We start from the raw sequence: 16,849 nt of genomic DNA, 5'->3' as shown, positions 1-16,849 counted from the left end.
GCCGCTATCCCCTCATCTTGAGCAAATAGCTCAGCTTCAAGAAGAAGTCGCTCCGCGTCGGCCCCAGCGCCGCCCGCCCATCGAGGTCGGGCCGCTGGCGGAGGTTGCCGTAGCCGAGGTACATCACCGTGCCCGGGTTCGGCAGGTAGGTGAAGAGGAAGTTGGCCTGCAGGCCGCGTCGATCGTACGCGGCGGCGGGGACGAACGCGTTGCCCTCCTTCACCACCAGCGGGAGATTGGTGCGGCCGTCATCACGCAGCGAATCGCGCGTATCGATCGAATACTGGGTGATCAGCCGGATCTGCATCGCACGCGAGATCTGGTATTCAATCCGGCCGACCAGCACGTCCTGCAACAGGACGCGGCTGTGATCGGTCGCGCGATAGACGCGGTTCTCGTTGACCGAGAAGCCGAGCCGGAGCTGGTCGTTCGGCCGGATGTTCATCCCGAGGTTGGTCGTGAACAAACGCCCCGACGACCACTCGGCGTAGTTCTCGTCGTTCAGCCCCACGAGGGTGAAGCCGCTGAAGTCGAAGTGCTTCCATGCCGGGGTGTTGAACTGCAGGACGTAGTCGCTGTTCGGCAGCCGCTGCCCGCCGCCGGTGAACGGCGTGACGTCGCCGTTGGCCTGCTGCACATAGACGCCGCGATAGATCGTCGAGTCATAGCCGAAGGTCTCGACGAAGTACGATGCGCCGACATTCCAGCCACCCTTGAGCCGCGCCGTCGAGTTGAAGTGGAGATAGCGGTTCAGGATCTCGCCGCCATGCACGAAGTTGTCGTACTTCCACGTTCCCTGCACCGAGACGCCGCCGGTCACCGACTCCACCGTCTTCTTGCCGAGGAGCCAGGTGTAGCTGTGGTCGAAGACGACGTTGGCCACGTCGCGCTGGCCGATCAGCCCCGAGCGGGTGATGAAGTCGCCCGGCACCGCGTTCATTGAGTAGTTGAGCCGGAGGTTGCGCCCCGCGCGCCGGAACCCGGCACTGAAGATCGGCGCGTTGGTCACCACGCCGTTGCGGTTGTCGTGGGCGTACGCCGCGCTCCAGGTCAGCGAGTTGATTCCCTTGATCACCAGGCGGCCGTCGATGCCGAGGACGCGGTTGCTGGCGTCGCCGTCGTGCTGTTCGGTCCAGAGCCCGGCGATCCGCGAGCCGGGGCCGAGGTCGTGGGAGGCGCGGACAATCCCGTAGACCGGGTGACTGTCGAACGCCGAGCCGGCCTGGTCGTCAACCGCCGCCATCGCGCCGACCTGGGTGTTGCCGACCTTGCCCGTCAACTTCGTCGCGAAGACCGGCTGCACGATGCGGCGCGTGTAGATCAATCCGGAGGGAGCATCGAACTGTTCGACGCCGTCGAGGAAGAACGGCCGTCGCTCCGGGTAGCGCACCGCCTGCCGCGGATCGAAGGCGAACTGCGTGACGTCGCTTTCGACCTGCGAGAAGTCGGGATGCGCCGTGGCGCGCAACGTCAGGTTGGGGGTCACGCCGTAGCGGAGGTCGCCGCCGAACTCCGGCGTCCCCCCACCGTAGTCGAATCGACCGCTGCCCGACGGCGGTGCACCCGTCACCCGCGACGTCACCGTCGGGATGATGTCGAGCACGTGGCCGGCATCGAGGTCCGTCAGCCCTTCCAGTCGGCCCGACTGGGCCAGGAAGGACGACGCCGCCAGCTTCGTCGTGGTCCACGTCTGTTCCTGCCCGCTCCGTTGGACCTTGCGCAGCAGGTTGATGCCCCAGGTCTGCACCTTGCTCCCCTGCATCCGGATGCTCTTGAACGGGATCCGCATCTCGACGATGTAGCCGTCCTCCGTGAGCGACCCTTTGGACGTCCAGACAAAATCCTGTGACAGATCGGGGGACTGCCGCGTCGAGGCGCCGCACCCCATCATCCCGCAGGAGACGCCGCCGCTCTCGTTCAGGGCGCCGTCCGCCTGTACCCCCAGCGGATTCACGGCGAAGTACGACGCCTGGCGCCCGTCGTTGAAGGTCGAGAGGTACAGCTGCACCTGGTCATCGCTGCCGATCCGGTCCCGCTCCGCCAGCGTCGCCCGGACGGTGCCGCTCGGGGCGAAGGCCCGGACGCCGATGTGCAGCGCCGTGGCCGAGTACCAGACCAGGACCTCGGTCGAATCGCCCGCCGCCACACCGTCGACCGGGGTGAACTGCGAGAAGCCGGTCAGGACCGCGGCCTGCCGCCACATCGGCTCGTCCAGCACGCCGTCGACCGTCGTGACCCCCGACAGTCTCGGCGGCTTCACCGCCGTCTGTCCCGCACGCCCCGAATGCACCCGCGGATCGGGATCGGGCCCACCGGGCACCACGAGGGTCACAGCGGTCAGGGCAGTGGCGAGCAACAGCATCGGAGGTCCGGGGGGAGGGTGGGGAGTAGACGGCGAACGGCGAACGGCAACCGGCGAACGGGAGCCTGTACGGCACGGATTCCGGAGGGGTTTCGGGCGGGCGGAAGTCTACCCCGGTTTCGCAGCTATTATCAGGTATTCCCCGTCGTGCCCCGCCCCATCCCGATGAGATGCCCGATGCGCCTTCTTCGATGCACCACCCTCCTCCTCCTCCTGACCGCCGCCCCGCTCGCCGCCCAGAGCCAGTGGCCGGCCGTGAAACGCGACCAGGCGCTGGAAGCCAAGCTCCACGCGCTGGCCAGCGCGGTGCAGGGCGACGTCGGCATCTATGTCCGTCACCTGAAGAGCGGTCGCGGGGCCGTCATCCGCGCCGACGAGCTCTTCCCCACGGCGTCCATGATCAAGGTGCCGATCCTCGCCACCCTCTTCGACCGGATGCAGCAAGGTGCGCTGCGCTTTGACACAACGCTGACGTGGAGTGACTCGCTGCGCTACAACGGCGAGGACGATCTCTTCGACAAGTTGCGGGATGGCGTCAAGGTGCCCCTCTCGCAGGTCGCGTTGATGATGATCACCACCTCGGACAACGCCGCCGCGCTCTGGCTCCAGTCGCTCGTCGGCGGCGGCACCGTCATCAACAACTGGCTCGCGACCAACGGCTTCGATTCGACCCGCATGAACTCGCGGACCCCGGGGCGTCAGGCCAACCGCGCCGCGATGGGATGGGGCCAGACCACGCCGCGCGAAATCGCCGAACTGGTGGTGCGCATTCGCGACGGGAAGGCGGTGTCACCGGCGGCATCGGCCGAGATGTATCGACACCTGACGCGCATCTACTTCACCGGCGAAGCACTCTCCGCCATCCCACCCTGGGTGCAAGCCGCGTCGAAGCAGGGGGCCGTCGATCGCTCGCGCTCGGAAGTGGTGCTCGTGAACGCCCCGAGCGGCGACTACGTCTTCGCGGTCATCACGCGCAACCAGCAGGACACCACCTATCTCGCGTCGAATCAGGGCTACACCCTCCTGCGCAAGGTGTCGGCACTGCTGTGGCAAACCTTCGAACCGAAGCGTCCGTGGACTCCACCCAACGATGGAGAACGTTTCAAGCCGAAATAGTTGTGTGTGCCATCCGCACACTCGGACGTGTTCTCTGGTTAGTACCACCGCCCAACGCGGTGGGACCTTCACCAGGAGCATCCGCATGCGCACCGTTCTCTTCGCTGCCCTTCTTGCCGCCACCGTGCCGACCCTTGCCTCGGCCCAGGGTGGTTCGTTCGAAACAACCCTCGGCGGCGGCGTGACGATCCCGATGGGCAACACTGCCGACCTCTACGAGACCGGCTTCCACGGCGCCGCCTCCATCGGCTATCGCGCGCTGGACTCGAAGGTGGCCTTCAAGCTGCACGCCTCGCTGCATCGGCTGAATCAGGACGCCTTCACCGACGCCCACGCCAACGTCTTCGCCGCCTTCGTGCGCGCGGATCTGGACGTCTCCCCGATGGCGTATGTCATCGGCGGCGTCGGCATTGTGCGCAACGAGAATCAGGCCGTCGTCAGCGGCGTCCGCTTCACCAACACCAATTCCGATCCGGCGATGACGGCCGGCATGGGCATCCGCTTCGGGAAGAACCTCTTCGCGGAAGGCCGCCTGATGTACGGCTTCGGCGATCCGAAGTCGACGCTGATCCCGATCACCGTCGGCCTGCGGTTCTAGTGCCATGCGGCCGCCATGCCCACCTTGGTGTGGCGGTCGCGTCGGGCGGCGCTCCCCCCTTCGCGCCGCAAGCTGGTCCTCGGCGACCGACCGGGTATAGTTCACCATGGCGTCCCTGCTTCCGGGAAACGGCTTTCGCCTGACCGCAGTGCGTGATGCCCTCGATCGCATCACGGACTTTCGTGTGACCGAGGCATCCGCCATCATCGCGGCGATGGTTCGCCGGCCACTCTCGCAGGTGGCCGGTTCGACGCTCCGTCAGATCTTCCCCACCCCACGCATTGACCGCTTTGTCGATCGCTTCGCCGAAGCGCTGGCGAGTGACGCGCCGCAGACGGACGAATATCCCATCGTGTCCGGTGCCGTCGAAGCGACCTGGGTGCGGCAGACGGCGACGCGTGAAGACTCCGACACGCTGCTGGTGCTCATCGAGGATCTCTCCGCGGAGCGCCAGCGCGCCGTCCAGTTGGCGGTGTCGACGCGGCTCCGCGAATTGCTCTTCGAGCGATCCACCCACTCGATCGTGCTGGTGGCGCCGGACGGGAAGATCGTGGAGGCCAATGCGGCATTCGCCACCCTGATGCAGATGGCACCGAGCGCCCTGGCCGGTCTCCGACTGCCGGATCACCTGGATTGCCCGCTCGCGGAAGGTGTCCATCCGCCATCGCTCCGATGCAAGCTGCGTTCGGCCGATGGCGTGTGGCGTCCCATCGAGATGTCGGAGACACCACTCCCCTACGACTATCGACAGTTGGTCATCGAGGACCGCTCCGAACTCGAGGCGAGCGAGCGCCGCTATCGTACTGCCATGCACGCGGCCGGCCTCTCCGCCTGGGAGATGCACCAGGGCACCGAGGCCCTGGTCGTCTCCGAGAGCTATCGTACGCTGTTTGACTTGCCACCCGACGCACCGCTGCCAACAACCATCGCCGAGCTCCGCGCGATGGTGCATCCCGACGATCGAGAGCGGGTGCGTCGGGGACGACTGTCGCTCCCGTCCTGGAACCCGGGCGAAGCCGTTCCCTTCGAGGTGTCCTACCGGATCATCACGCCCTCGGGAGCGATTCGCTGGATGCGCACCCGCGGCGAGCTGGTGCGGGCCCACGCAGACGATCCCGGCATCATCTACGCCATCACGCGCGACATCACGGTGCTGGTCGAGACGGAGGCGCGCCTGCGCGAGAGCGAGGAACAATTCCGCTCCGCGTTCGACGACTCTGCCGTCGGCATGGCCCTGGTCTCCAACGATGGCACGACCCTGCGCGTGAACCCGGCGCTGGCAAGCATGTTCGGCTATACCCTCGAGGAAGCGGCCAGGACGCAGTGGCATCAGATCCTCCACCCCGACGAGATCCCGGCGGCCTCGGTGGTGCTCCGCGAGATCGCCGCGGGGCGTCTCGCCAGCAGTCGGGCCGAGCGGCGCTGTCGGCGGCGCGATGGTACGCTCGTCTGGACGTTGATGACGGTCGCCGGCGTCCGCGGCCACTCCGATCGTCCGGCGCAGATGATCGTGCAGGCGGAAGACATCACCGAGCGCAAGCTGTCCGAGGCGGCGCGGGACGAGGCGGAGGAGCGCCTCGCCCTCGTCCTCGAGGCAAACCGGGATGGGGTCTGGGACTGGGACTGCGTCACCGGGGAGATCTACTTCGGCCCGCAGTGGTTCGGCATGCTGGGGTACCCGGCCGAGGGCCGGCTCGGCGACATCTCCGTCTTCACCCACCTGGTGCATCCCGAGGATCTATCCATCCTGTGGCCCGCCGTCGAGCGGCACCTGGAGGCGCCCGGCGACGACTACGACATGACCTTCCGCATGCGTCACGCAGACGGGCATTGGGTCTGGATTCGCGCCCGTGGCCGCGCGTTCGCCCGCGACGCCGAGGGCCATGCCGTGCGCATGGTCGGCACGCACTCCGACGTGACGCACCAGAAGGCGCTGGAGGAGCAGATCCGTCACGGGCAGAAGATGGATGCCGTGGGCAAGCTCGCCGGCGGCATCGCCCACGACTTCAACAACCTGCTCACCGCCATCGGCTCCACGACGGAGCTGATGCTCAGTACCACGCCTGCGGGCGATCCCCACGTGCAGAACCTGCAGGACATCGCCATGGCCGCTGACCGGGCCAAGGCGCTCACGCGTCAACTGCTGGCCTTCTCGCGCCAGGATGTGGAACACAGCGCCGTGGTCGTCGTCGATGCCGTCGTGTCGCAGGTAGCGCCGTTGCTCCAACGGATGCTCGGCCCGGCCCAGGCCCTTTCCTTCGAACTGGGCGCGCCTGAACAGCTGTTGCGTCTCGATCCCGCCAACCTCGAACTCGCGCTGCTCAACCTGGTGGCGAATGCCCGCGATGCGATGCCCGACGGCGGCACGGTCGTGATCTCCACCCAGGTGACGGATGACGTCCCGAACCTCGAGGCGACCGAGGCGACCGCCGCCTCCCGGTTCGTGATCATCACCGTGCGCGACACCGGCATCGGGATGACCGCGGAGGTTCGCGAGCGGCTCTTCGAACCGTTCTTCACCACCAAGCCCCAGGGCAAGGGCACCGGCCTCGGGATGCCGACGGTGTATGGCTTTGTGCGGCGCCTGCAGGGCGCGGTGCAGGTCGAGTCGCAGCCGGGCCGCGGCACCGTCGTGCGCCTCATCATCCCCGTCCTCGATGGCGTGGACGACTCGGCCTCCGTCGGCGCCCGGCATCTGCCGAAGCACGCGAGCCATGCCGTGCACCGCGTGCTCCTGGTCGACGATGAGCCGGGCGTCCGTCGCAGCACGCAGCGCCTGCTGGAGCACCGGGGCATCAGTGTCACCAGCGTCGACAGCGCGGAGCAGGCCCTCGCCACGCTCGCCGAGAGCGCTACGCCCTTTGACGTGGTGCTCACCGACCACGCGATGCCGGGCCACACCGGCTTCGAATTGCTGGAAGAGATCGAGAAGCGCTACCCGGCCCAACGCGTCGTGCTGATGTCGGGATTCACGGACGATGATCGTCTTCGGCACACCTTCAGCAACCGCGAGGTGCCGTTTCTGCCCAAGCCGTTCACGCTGGACGAGCTGATCGAGGCGCTCGAGGGATAGCGCTCAGCCCCGCCGCTTGGCGCCCCGGACCGGTGGCGCGGTCAGCGGATCGTCCGGCCAGTGATGCTTCGGGTAGCGCCCGCGCAGGTCCTTCCGCACGTCGAAATACCCCGTCGCCCAGAAGCTGGCCAGATCCCGTGTCACCTGCATCGGACGATGCGCAGGTGAGAGCAGGTGCATCGTGAGCGGCACCGCGCCACCGCCGACCTTCGGCGTCTCGCGGAGGCCGAACACTTCCTGCAACCGCACGGCAAGCACCGGTGCCGCCGGATCGCCGTAGTCCACGCGTATCCGCGAGCCGGTCGGCACCTCGACGTGCTCCGGCGCGAGTTCGTCGAGCCGCCGTCGCTGCTCCCAGTCGAGGTGGTCGAGCAGCGCCCCGGTAAGGTCCACCCGCGCGATGGCCGCAAGCTTTCGCACGCCGGTGAGCTTCGGACCGAGCCAATCAGGCAATGTCGCGAGCAACGCAGCGTCGTTCACGTCGGGCCAGCGCGCGTCGAGGGCGTGCAGAAAATGCAGCCGCTGCCGCAGCTGCGTCGCGCCGGCCGACCACGGCAGCGCCTCGAGGCCGCGAGCCGCAATAGCCTGCAACAACGCACCCCGAACGGCCTCGGCATCGACCTCGCGCAGCGGCTGCTCGCGCAGCACCAATGCGCCGAGCCGATGCTGGCACCGCGCGACAACAGCATCACTCACGTCGTCCCATGTCACTTCGTCGACCACTTCGACCTGCTCGCTCGCATGCACCAGCAGCTCGGCGATGTCGAGCGCAGCCGCCAGCCGGATCTGCCCTTCGCGTCCGACATCCTCGATCGCCGCAATCGCCAGCCACGCCTCGTGCGCCAGCGGGTCGGTCGCCGGCAAGGTGGCGCCGCGCCCGTTGCGCAACAGGAAGCGCCCTGGCCCACCACGCTGCCGGGCCACGCGTTCCGGATACGCCAGCGCGAGCAGGACGCCGTCGGACCATACTGCGCCAGCACCCTGTGCGTTCCCCACCCGCTGCCGCCACGAGGCCGCTGTGGTGCGCACTCGCTCGAGCGCTCCGCGATCCACCGTCGCCCCAAGAGTTCCGGCTCCCTCGGTGCTCCGCCGATCGAGCAAGTCGAGTCGCAGCGCCAAGTCCGCCGGGGGTGGCCCCATCGTGCCGCGGAGCGGATCCTTCTCGTCGAGCAGCGCCACCAGCGCCGCCGCGCGCGCCAGCGTCGATGCCCCACCCTCACGCGCGCGCAACAACAGATGCGCCAAACGCGGATGGGTGCCGAGTCCGGCCATCGCCTGACCGTGTGCGGTCAGGGCACCCGCGCCATCGAGCGCGCCGAGCAAGGTGAGCAGGTCGCGCCCCTGCGCGAACGCCGCGGCGGGCGGCGCGTCGAGCCAACGCAAGGCGGTCGGGTCCGCAAAGCCTGTAGCCGCCAGATCAAGCGCCAGCGGTGCCAGGTCGCTGTCGAGGATCTCCGCGCGCGTCTGCGGCACCAGCCCCGCCTCTTCCCCGGCGCTCCAGCAGCGGACGCAGATGCCGGGCATCAGGCGCCCGGCGCGGCCGCGCCGCTGATCGGCCGAGGCACGCGACACCCGCACCGTCTCGAGGTGGGTCATTCCGGTGCGCGGCGAGAAGCGCGGAATCCGCATCATTCCGCCGTCGACCACCACCCGAATGCCATCGATCGTGAGCGACGTCTCAGCAATCGATGTGGCCAGCACCACCTTCCGCCGCCCCGCCGGCGCCGGGGCGATCGCCGCATCCTGCGCGCTCCCCTCCATCATCCCGTAGAGCGGCTGCACACTGACATCACTCGGCAACACCCCGTCCCGCAGCAGCGACTCGACTCGGCGGATCTCGCCGGCACCAGGGAGGAAGACCAGCACCGAGCCCGTCTCGGTGGCGAGCACCTCCCGCACCACCTGGGCCACGTGCGCCTCGAGCCGCACACCGCTCCGCGCAGGAGCATGCCTGGTCTCAACCGGGAAGGCGCGCCCCTCGCTCTCGAGCAGCGGCGCGTCGCCGAGCAGCGTCGCGACGGCCGCGCCATCGAGGGTCGCCGACATCACCAGCAACCGCAGGTCGTCACGGAAGAGTTCGGCAGCGGCCAGCGTGAGCGCCAGTCCGGTGTCGGCCACCAGCGAGCGCTCGTGGTACTCGTCGAACAACACGGCACCGATCCCGTCGAGCGTCGGGTCGTCCTGCAGCATGCGGGTGAGAATCCCCTCGGTCACCACCTCGATGCGCGTGGCGCTGCTGACCTTGGTGTCTTGCCGCATCCGGTAGCCGACGCGTTGCCCGACCCGCTCGCCAAGCAACCCCGCCATGTAGGTCGCCGCAGCACGCGTGGCGAGCCGACGCGGCTCCAACATCACGATGCGCCGATTACCTAGCCACGGCGCATCGAGCAACGCCAGCGGCACGCGCGTCGTCTTGCCGGCGCCCGGGGGCGCGACCAGCACCGCGCGCCGCGCCTCGGCGAGTGCAGCCCGAAGCGCGGGAAGGATGACATCAATTGGCAACACGGATCGATCAGACCTGCGCGATATAGAGACCGCGCCCCTGCGGCCCATACGCCTCGAGCACCACGTCGCCGAAGCCGGCCGCCTTGAGCGCCGTGCGATACTCGGCGTCGGTGAACAGCGTCAGCGTGCGGAGCTCCTGCACGTGACGGACGCCGGAGTCGGTGCCGATCAGGTAGTGGATGTCGAGCAGCGAGCGGTTGCCGACGATGCGCGTGTAGTTCATCCGCTGCACGAAGAGCCCTGGGCGTACGGCCCGGTCAATCTTGACGTGTCCGCCGGTCACCTGCTCCGGCGACAGCCACGGCTCAAGCAGCAGGACGCCCTTCGGCGCGAGGTGTGCCCGCATCCGGGCTGCCGCCTTGGTCAGATCGGCCACGTCCTTCATGTAGCCGATCATTCCGAAGAGGCAGAGCACCGCCGAAAACTGTCCCTCGACGGTGAAGTCGCGCATGTCGCCGAGGTGGAGCGGGACCTCGCCGAGGCGGCGAGCGGCGAGACGGAGCATCTCGGGGTCGCGGTCGAGTCCTTCCGGGCGGTACTTCCCGTGCCACTGATTCAGCACCGCGAGGCGGAGGCCCGGCCCGCAACCAATTTCGAGCACCCGACGTGGCTCCGGCTCCTCGTCCTCGGGCGGCGGCGGGAGCCGCACGTCCAGCAGGCGATCCACCAGCCCGATCTCGTGCTGGTAGGAGCGGCCGGTGTAGAGGGCCTCGTAGGCGTCTTCGACATGGGCAAGCATCGGATGGGGCTCCGGGCAGGAAGGAAGTCGTGAAAAGTAACGGGGCCGGGAATCACCCGGCCCCGCCTCCCCTAGAACTCGATGCCGCCGGTGAGCACCAGCTGCTTGCCGCCGCCCAATTCGTAGCGGGCCTGGGCGAACGGTGCCCCGTGGCCCCGCCCCAGCTTCAGTCCGGCGATCGCATTCAACCCCAGCTCCGTCCCGCCGGCGTTGGTGTAGAGCGCGCCATCGACCGTGTAGTTGGTGTAGTTCAACCCGGTACCGACGTAGACGCCGTGCGTCTTGGGCAGCTCATAGGTGCCGTTGATGTTGAACTCCCAGTAGGTCGGCTTCGTCGCGAGCGGGCCGGAAACCACCTTGTCCAGGAAGAACCAGTCGAAGGTCGCCTGGCCGCGGATCCCGTCGCCCACCTTCGACTCCTGGATCGGGAAGCCGAGCCCGGCACCGACGCCGAAGGCCTCAAAGTCCGTCGCGTAGCTTGCCTGTGTGATGATCGACAGCCGCGGCGCCTGGGCCCCCGCCCCGAGCGGCGCCAGCACCGCCCCGAGCACCCCTGCCCACTTCGAGATCTTCATGCACCGCTCCGACGCTCAGTGTGTATGGGCGCAGCATGCTGCGCCCGGCTCACCCTACCGTGATCCCAACGAACCGCGCCGAAGCTCAGTGTACAGGCGCAGCATGCTGCGCCCCGTTCGCTCGCTCCGCGCCAATCCCCCCCAATACGCGACGCGGGGACCCCCCGTTGAGGAGGTCCCCGCGTGGTCCGACGCCCGACCCCGAAGGGTCATGCGCCGAGGGTGACTAGAAGCGGAAGCCGCCGGTCACGTAGAGCTGCTCCGCGCCGCCGATGGCGAAACGGGCCTGCACGAACGGAGCCGCCTTGCCGGTGCCGAGCTTGTAGCCGCCAAGAACGTTGATGCCGATCTCGCTGTTGTCGAGGCCATCGCAGAACGCGCCGCAGAACCCGAGGTTCACGCCGGCGCCGACGCCCATCTCCTCGACGTCGAAGCCGTAGCTGCCCTGCACGACGAAGCCGACCTGCGCCGAGGCGGTCGACGGCGCAAAGGCGGCAACGCCGAGCGCCAGCACTGCACCTGCAAACATGGACTTGATCCGCATACGTGAAGCCTCCAACAGAGTGAGTAGGGGTGCTTTATCCTGCGTTCCAACGGTGGGACGTTCTACTTTGAATCAATACCGCAGTGCATCCAATCTATACATTCCGGCAGTTCGCACCAGACTTGACGCGCCGCCCCGGCCAAGGGTAAAGACGCTGATGACCGGGATCCGCTGGGCCACCGACCTCCATCTCGACCACGCCGCACCCGGGGTGATCGAGTCGTTCTGCCTCGCATTGCGTCGGGGGCCGGCCGTTCCCGTCATCCTGACCGGCGACCTCTCCACCGCCCCGCGCCTCGTCCAGGACCTGGTCGACCTCGCCGACGCCGCCGCCGCGCCACTCTACTTCGTCCTCGGCAACCACGACCACTACCACGGCAGCGTCGGTGGCGTCCGGGACGCGGTGATCGCTCTGGGTGAGACCCATCCAGCCATCAGATGGTTGCCGCCAGCCGGCGTCGTTCCCCTCGATCCGGACACCGCCCTCGTCGGCGTCGACGGCTGGGCCGATGGCCGCGCCGGCAACGCCCTCACCACCCCGCTGGTCCTCAATGATGATCGGCTGATCGCCGAGGTCGCAGCGCAGCCCGACCGGATCTCGAAGCTTGCGGTCAAGCGCGTCCTGGCCGACGCCGATGCCACGCGGCTCGCCACCCTCCTGGAGCGGGCCGCGCCGGGCTACCGCCGCATCGTCGTCGCGACCCATGTGCCGCCCTTTGTCGAGGGACTCCCCGCCGGCGGCCGCCTCTCCCGCCCCGAATGGCACCCGCTGCTGGTCTCCGGAGCCACAGGGGCGGTCCTCCGACGCTTTGCGATGGCCCATCCCGACCACCAGCTCACCGTCCTGGCCGGACACACCCACGCCGCCAGGGAGGCGACGATCCTGCCGAACCTCAGCCTTCGGGTGGCCGCGGCCCGCTATGGCGACCCGCGCGTGGCGGCCATCACCCTCTGACGCGCGGTATCTTCCGGCATCTCTCTTCTCCGGACCGTCGATGCGTCACCTCTCGCTCGCCTTGTTCCTCCTGGCCGCCGCCCCGCTCGCCGCCCAGACCCCCGATGCCCTGATCCCAGCCGATCCCGCGGTCCGGTCCGGGACGCTCTCCAACGGCCTCCGATTCATCATCCGACAGCACCCCCTCCCCGCCGATCGACTTGAGCTGCGGCTGGTGGTGCGGGCCGGATCGATTCAGGAGGATCCGGATCAGCGCGGGCTCGCGCACTTCATCGAGCACATGGCCTTCAACGGGACCACGCGCTTCAAGAAGAACGACCTGGTCTCGTATCTCGAATCGATCGGGGTCCGCTTCGGCGCCGACCTCAACGCCTACACCTCCTTCGACGAGACGGTCTACATCCTCCCCGTCCCGACCGACAAGCCGGAGCTGCTCGAGCGCGCCTTCGACATCCTCCAGGATTGGGCGAGTGGTGTCTCGTTCGATTCGACCGAGGTCGTGAATGAGCGCGGCGTGGTGCTCGGCGAATGGCGCAGCGGTCTCAGCGCCGGCAAGCGCATCCAGGACAAGGAATTCCCGCTCCTCTTCCGCGGCTCGCGCTACGCCGAGCGGCTGCCGATCGGCGACACCGCCACGATCGGGCACGCGGTGCCGGGGCCGCTCAAGCGCTACTATCGCGACTGGTACCGCCCTGACCTGATGGCCGTGATCGCCGTCGGCGACGTGCCGGCCGATCGGCTCGAGGCGCTGATCCGCAATCGCTTCGGCAAGCTCACCAATCCGCCGCGGCCAAGGCCGCGCGTCGATGCCCCCATTCCGGAACAGCCGGGGACCCGCGTCTCGATCGTCACCGATCCCGAGCTCGGCAGCGAGTCGATCCAGTTGCTGGTGCGGCGCCCGTCCCACGGGCCGTATCGGCGTGAGGCGGACGAGCGTCGCGCCCTCATCAATGCCATCGTCTCGACCATCGCGGGCCAGCGACTCGCCGACCTCGCGCGGAATCCGAATGCCGGCTTCGTCGGCGCCGGGATCGGCCCGACGCGCCTCATTCGCGACGTCGAGCTCTTCTCGGTCTCGGTCGGCCCGAAGGAAGGGAAGCTGACCCAGGCGTTCGAGGAGGTGCTGCGCGAGGCGCGTCGCCTGGCGCAACACGGCGTCCTCCCCGCCGAGCTCGAGCGCGCCAAGGCGTCGCTGCTGCGCGGGCGGGAAGTGGCCGCGAACGAGCAGGAGAAGGCGTTCAGCAACGCCTTCGTCGACCTCTACGTCGATGCCATCACCAGCGGCAACACCACCCCATCGGCGAAGACGCGCTTCGCGCTCGCGCAGCAACTCCTGCCGACGATCACCAAGGCCGAAATCGATGCCGCCCTCCGCGAGCAGGCGGCGGGGAGCGATCGCTTCCTCGCCGCGCGCATTCCGGAAAAGGCCGGGATGACGGTGCCGACACAGGCGGCGCTGCTCGCGATCGTCGCGCGCACCGACACGATGACCACCGACGCATGGACCGAGACCACCGTGGCCGGCCCGCTCGTCCCGATGATCCCCAAGGCGGGGCGCATCGTGGCCGAGAAACAGAACAGCGAGCTCGGCTTCACCGAGTGGACGCTCTCCAACGGCATCCGGGTGCTCGTCAAGCCGACCACCTTCAAGGCGGATGAGATCGTGGTCTCCGGCTGGTCGCCCGGCGGCGCCTCGTTGGTGAGCGATGCCGACGTCCTCAACGCGCAGTTCGCCACCGTGATCGTGCAGCAGAGCGGCGTCGGCGACTTCGATGCCGCCTCGCTTCGTCGCCGACTGGCCGGCAAGGTCGCGCGCGTCTCTGCCTCGATCGCCGATCTCACGGAAGGGATCGGCGGCACCACGACGCCGAAGGACCTCGACACCTTCTTCGAGTTGCTCTGGCTCAACGCCACCGCGCCGCGCTACGACTCCAACGCCGTGACCGCCTTCGTCAACCAGTTGAAGAGTCAACTCGCCGGCCGCGATCGCATCCCGACGATGGCGTTGCTCGACACCCTGTCGGCGGTGATGACGCAGCATTCACCGCGCCAGCCGGCGGTCACCGCCGCCACCCTGGAGATGTTCAACGCCGATCGGGCGCGGGCGATCTACACGGAGCGCTTCGCCGACTTCGGTGACTACACCTTCCTGATCGTCGGCAACGTGCAACTCGACTCCCTCCGTCCGCGGGTGGAGCAGTGGCTCGGCGCCCTCCCCGTCACCGGACGGAAGGAGAGCTGGAAGGATGTGGCCCCGCGGCCGCCCGCCGGCGTGATCACCAAGACGATTCGGAAGGGAAAGGAGCCGGTGGCCCAGCAGTTCGCGGTCTTCTCCGGCGCGACCGAACCGCCCGATGCGATGACCGAACTCGCCGCCGAGGCGGTCGGCGAGATCCTGCAGACGCGACTGCTCGAAACGCTCCGCGAGGCGATGGGCGCCACCTACAGCGTCAACGCGATGACCGAGGTGAGCCGCCAGCCGCACGGGGAATACAACGCGATGATCCAGTTCACGTCGACGCCGGAACAGGTCGACACGCTGTGGACCGCCGCACAGGGGATCATCGCCGCGCTCCGGAAGGACGGGCCGACGGCCGATGAGCTGCAGAAGTTCGTGGCGCAGTATCGCCGCGGCACCGAAGTCGCCGTCAAGACCAACGGCTGGTGGCTCGGCCAACTGCGTCAGGCACAGCAGGAAGGACGCCCGCTCGCGGAGATCCTCACCTGGGATGCGCGCCTGACCGCGCTCACCCCGGCGATGGTGCGTACCGCGGCGCAGAAGTTCCTCGACCCGAAGAACGTCGCGAGGTTCATGCTGGTGCCGGAGCCGGGGACGACGCCGTAAGGATGATGGATGAGAGATGATGGATGATGGATGGCTGCCAGCGCCCATCCATCATCCATCATCCATCATCCCATCTACGAGCGCGGCAAGCATCCGCTCCGCACTCGTCTCCACGTCACGCCACTCGATCCACGCATCATCGGCGAAGACGGCGTGGAGCGAGATCAGCCCGTGGACCGACGCCCAGCAGAGTTGCGACACGCGCTCGGGATCGCCGTACAGTCCGTGAAAGCGTCCGGCCTGGATCGCCTCGGTGACCGTGGCGCGGACGATGCCGTAGGCGTCACTCTCCGGATGACGCTCGATCCGGCCGACGCCGTCCCCACCGATGTCCCGCTTCGCCCCCGGCGTCATGAAGAGCAGCCGATAGTGTTGCGGATGCTCGAGGCCGAAGCGGACGTAGGCCATCCCCAACTTGATCAGCCGCTCGACCGGGTCGGCGACCTGCCGCAACCGCTGGAAGCTCGCGCCGAGCGCACCGATGTCCTGGGTGACCAGCTCGCGGAGCAGCGACTGCTTGTCGGCGAAGTGGTGATAGATCGCCGGCGCGGTGCACTCCAGCCGGTCGGCGATCGCCCGCATCGTGGTCGCCTCGACCCCGCGCTCCACGAACAACTCCCGCGCCGCATCGAGGATGCGGTCGTGGGTGGCTTCGCGTTCGCGAGTGCGGCGGCGCTTGGAGGGCATACCGTCAGCCTAACGCCGTTAAATGCAGAGCGCAAATCGCCGCTCGCCGTTCGCGGTTCGCCGACCTCCCCCTACATTCCAGCATGGCCCGCCTCCTCCGTTGGACCGTCCTGATGGCCCTGCTCGTGACCGGCGTCTGGTATTACGTCGCCCCGCGCCGAGCCTACGACCGCTTCCTGCAGGGCGTCGCCTTCGGCAACGAGGCCGAACTCGAGGCCACGGTCGACTTCCCGGTGCTCCGCATGAACCTGCGGGAAGACCTCCGGAAGGGTCTCGAGGGCCGGGCACGCTCCGGCATCGGCGCCACCGCCGCGATCGCCCTGCTCGGCGGGCTGGTCGACGCGGCGGTCACGCCGGAGGGGTTGTCGCAGATCGTGACCGGGTTCGGGACGCGCCTCCCGGGCCCGGGCGCCGCCGATTCCCTGACCGGCAACACCATCACTTCGTACCGCTACCGTGCGCCCTCACAGGTCGATGTCGTCCTTTATCCGGCAGGCAAGACTGCCGATGATGGTGGTGTCCTGACCTTTACGCGCAGCGGCCTGACGTGGAAGCTCACCCGCGCCTGGAGCCCTCGCCAGACCAACGGAAGCGGGCGATGACCCGATCTGCCACGATCCTGCTCGGGCTCGCGCTGCTCCACCATGCGTCGACGCCGCTCCTGGCCCAGGTCAGCGGTCGGCCCCGCGTCGCCTCGCCGACCATGCGCCTCCTCCCCGATCCGCGTCCGGCGCCGCATCCGGCGCAGCGGGCGCAGGGCGCGCAGGTCTTCCAACGCTCCCGTGCCAACGCCCGGCGGCCGGTCGCGTCCCAGTTCGACTCGCTCGGCATCATGCCGATGGCCAATGTG

The 16,849-nt window shown here is 68.3% G+C and carries 13 protein-coding genes; 7 read left to right on the top strand and 6 right to left on the bottom strand.

Going from position 1 to position 16,849, the window contains the following annotated elements; genetic code table 11:
* Positions 1–4 precede the first annotated feature (4 nt).
* Positions 5–2,362 carry a carbohydrate binding family 9 domain-containing protein gene (locus IPP98_04775; GenBank protein ID MBL0178426.1) on the bottom strand — a complete coding sequence of 786 codons (2,358 nt, stop codon included), beginning with the start codon at positions 2,360–2,362 and terminating at the stop codon, positions 5–7.
* 177 nt (positions 2,363–2,539) lie between these two features.
* Between IPP98_04775 and IPP98_04770 the strand changes: the two genes are divergently transcribed.
* From IPP98_04770 to IPP98_04760, 3 genes are all read left to right on the top strand, one after another.
* Positions 2,540–3,478 (top strand): serine hydrolase, encoded by a 939-nt coding sequence (locus IPP98_04770; protein ID MBL0178425.1) that lies wholly within the window; start codon positions 2,540–2,542, stop codon positions 3,476–3,478.
* Positions 3,479–3,563: 85 nt separating this feature from the next.
* Complete coding sequence (locus IPP98_04765; protein MBL0178424.1) at positions 3,564–4,076, top strand: outer membrane beta-barrel protein; 513 nt, start codon at positions 3,564–3,566, stop codon at positions 4,074–4,076.
* 106 nt (positions 4,077–4,182) lie between these two features.
* Entirely contained in the window at positions 4,183–7,149 is a 2,967-nt protein-coding gene (locus IPP98_04760) for a PAS domain-containing protein (GenBank protein ID MBL0178423.1), read from the top strand.
* A 3-nt stretch (positions 7,150–7,152) separates the two neighbouring features.
* On the opposite strand, the gene hrpB is transcribed toward IPP98_04760, so the two are convergent.
* From hrpB to IPP98_04740, 4 genes are all read right to left on the bottom strand, one after another.
* A complete protein-coding gene (gene hrpB / locus IPP98_04755) occupies positions 7,153–9,702 on the bottom strand; it encodes an ATP-dependent helicase HrpB (GenBank protein MBL0178422.1) in 2,550 nt (849 codons plus the stop codon).
* Positions 9,662–10,393, bottom strand: a complete 732-nt coding sequence (locus IPP98_04750; GenBank protein MBL0178421.1) for a class I SAM-dependent methyltransferase — start codon at positions 10,391–10,393, stop codon at positions 9,662–9,664. Before IPP98_04750 ends, hrpB begins: the two co-directional genes overlap by 41 nt.
* Positions 10,394–10,464: 71 nt before the next feature.
* Positions 10,465–10,968 (bottom strand): hypothetical protein, encoded by a 504-nt coding sequence (locus IPP98_04745; protein ID MBL0178420.1) that lies wholly within the window; start codon positions 10,966–10,968, stop codon positions 10,465–10,467.
* A 226-nt stretch (positions 10,969–11,194) separates the two neighbouring features.
* Entirely contained in the window at positions 11,195–11,512 is a 318-nt protein-coding gene (locus tag IPP98_04740) for a hypothetical protein (protein ID MBL0178419.1), read from the bottom strand.
* 157 nt (positions 11,513–11,669) lie between these two features.
* Between IPP98_04740 and IPP98_04735 the strand changes: the two genes are divergently transcribed.
* Both IPP98_04735 and IPP98_04730 read left to right on the top strand, forming a co-directional pair.
* Positions 11,670–12,467 carry a metallophosphoesterase gene (locus tag IPP98_04735; GenBank protein MBL0178418.1) on the top strand — a complete coding sequence of 266 codons (798 nt, stop codon included), beginning with the start codon at positions 11,670–11,672 and terminating at the stop codon, positions 12,465–12,467.
* A gap of 40 nt (positions 12,468–12,507) precedes the next feature.
* Positions 12,508–15,312 carry an insulinase family protein gene (locus IPP98_04730; protein MBL0178417.1) on the top strand — a complete coding sequence of 935 codons (2,805 nt, stop codon included), beginning with the start codon at positions 12,508–12,510 and terminating at the stop codon, positions 15,310–15,312.
* 51 nt (positions 15,313–15,363) lie between these two features.
* On the opposite strand, the gene IPP98_04725 is transcribed toward IPP98_04730, so the two are convergent.
* The gene (locus tag IPP98_04725) at positions 15,364–15,999 is read right to left on the bottom strand and encodes a TetR/AcrR family transcriptional regulator (GenBank protein MBL0178416.1); all 636 of its coding nucleotides are present in this window, start codon (positions 15,997–15,999) and stop codon (positions 15,364–15,366) included.
* A gap of 83 nt (positions 16,000–16,082) precedes the next feature.
* Here IPP98_04725 and IPP98_04720 point away from each other — a divergent pair, with 83 nt between their 5' ends.
* Both IPP98_04720 and IPP98_04715 read left to right on the top strand, forming a co-directional pair.
* Entirely contained in the window at positions 16,083–16,601 is a 519-nt protein-coding gene (locus tag IPP98_04720) for a DUF2939 domain-containing protein (protein MBL0178415.1), read from the top strand.
* The coding region (locus tag IPP98_04715) for a hypothetical protein (GenBank protein ID MBL0178414.1) at positions 16,598–16,849 on the top strand (252 nt) is incomplete at its 3' end. The genes IPP98_04720 and IPP98_04715, both read left to right, overlap by 4 nt.

Source organism: Gemmatimonadota bacterium (genome assembly GCA_016720805.1).
Classification (GTDB): Bacteria; Gemmatimonadota; Gemmatimonadetes; order Gemmatimonadales; family GWC2-71-9; genus Palsa-1233.
Note: the sequence above shows the minus strand (reverse complement) of the source record. Positions and strands in the feature narration are given on the sequence as shown.

Coding starts and splice junctions, on each gene's coding strand:
- IPP98_04725 (MBL0178416.1), bottom strand. CDS start 15,999: ATGCCCTCCAAGCGCCGCCGCACTCGCGAACGCGAAGCCACCCACGAC.
- IPP98_04745 (MBL0178420.1), bottom strand. CDS start 10,968: ATGAAGATCTCGAAGTGGGCAGGGGTGCTCGGGGCGGTGCTGGCGCCG.
- IPP98_04750 (MBL0178421.1), bottom strand. CDS start 10,393: ATGCTTGCCCATGTCGAAGACGCCTACGAGGCCCTCTACACCGGCCGC.
- IPP98_04775 (MBL0178426.1), bottom strand. CDS start 2,362: ATGCTGTTGCTCGCCACTGCCCTGACCGCTGTGACCCTCGTGGTGCCC.
- IPP98_04740 (MBL0178419.1), bottom strand. CDS start 11,512: ATGCGGATCAAGTCCATGTTTGCAGGTGCAGTGCTGGCGCTCGGCGTT.
- IPP98_04770 (MBL0178425.1), top strand. CDS start 2,540: ATGCGCCTTCTTCGATGCACCACCCTCCTCCTCCTCCTGACCGCCGCC.
- IPP98_04765 (MBL0178424.1), top strand. CDS start 3,564: ATGCGCACCGTTCTCTTCGCTGCCCTTCTTGCCGCCACCGTGCCGACC.
- IPP98_04720 (MBL0178415.1), top strand. CDS start 16,083: ATGGCCCGCCTCCTCCGTTGGACCGTCCTGATGGCCCTGCTCGTGACC.
- IPP98_04735 (MBL0178418.1), top strand. CDS start 11,670: ATGACCGGGATCCGCTGGGCCACCGACCTCCATCTCGACCACGCCGCA.
- IPP98_04760 (MBL0178423.1), top strand. CDS start 4,183: ATGGCGTCCCTGCTTCCGGGAAACGGCTTTCGCCTGACCGCAGTGCGT.
- hrpB (MBL0178422.1), bottom strand. CDS start 9,702: ATGGGCCGCAGGGGCGCGGTCTCTATATCGCGCAGGTCTGATCGATCC.
- IPP98_04730 (MBL0178417.1), top strand. CDS start 12,508: ATGCGTCACCTCTCGCTCGCCTTGTTCCTCCTGGCCGCCGCCCCGCTC.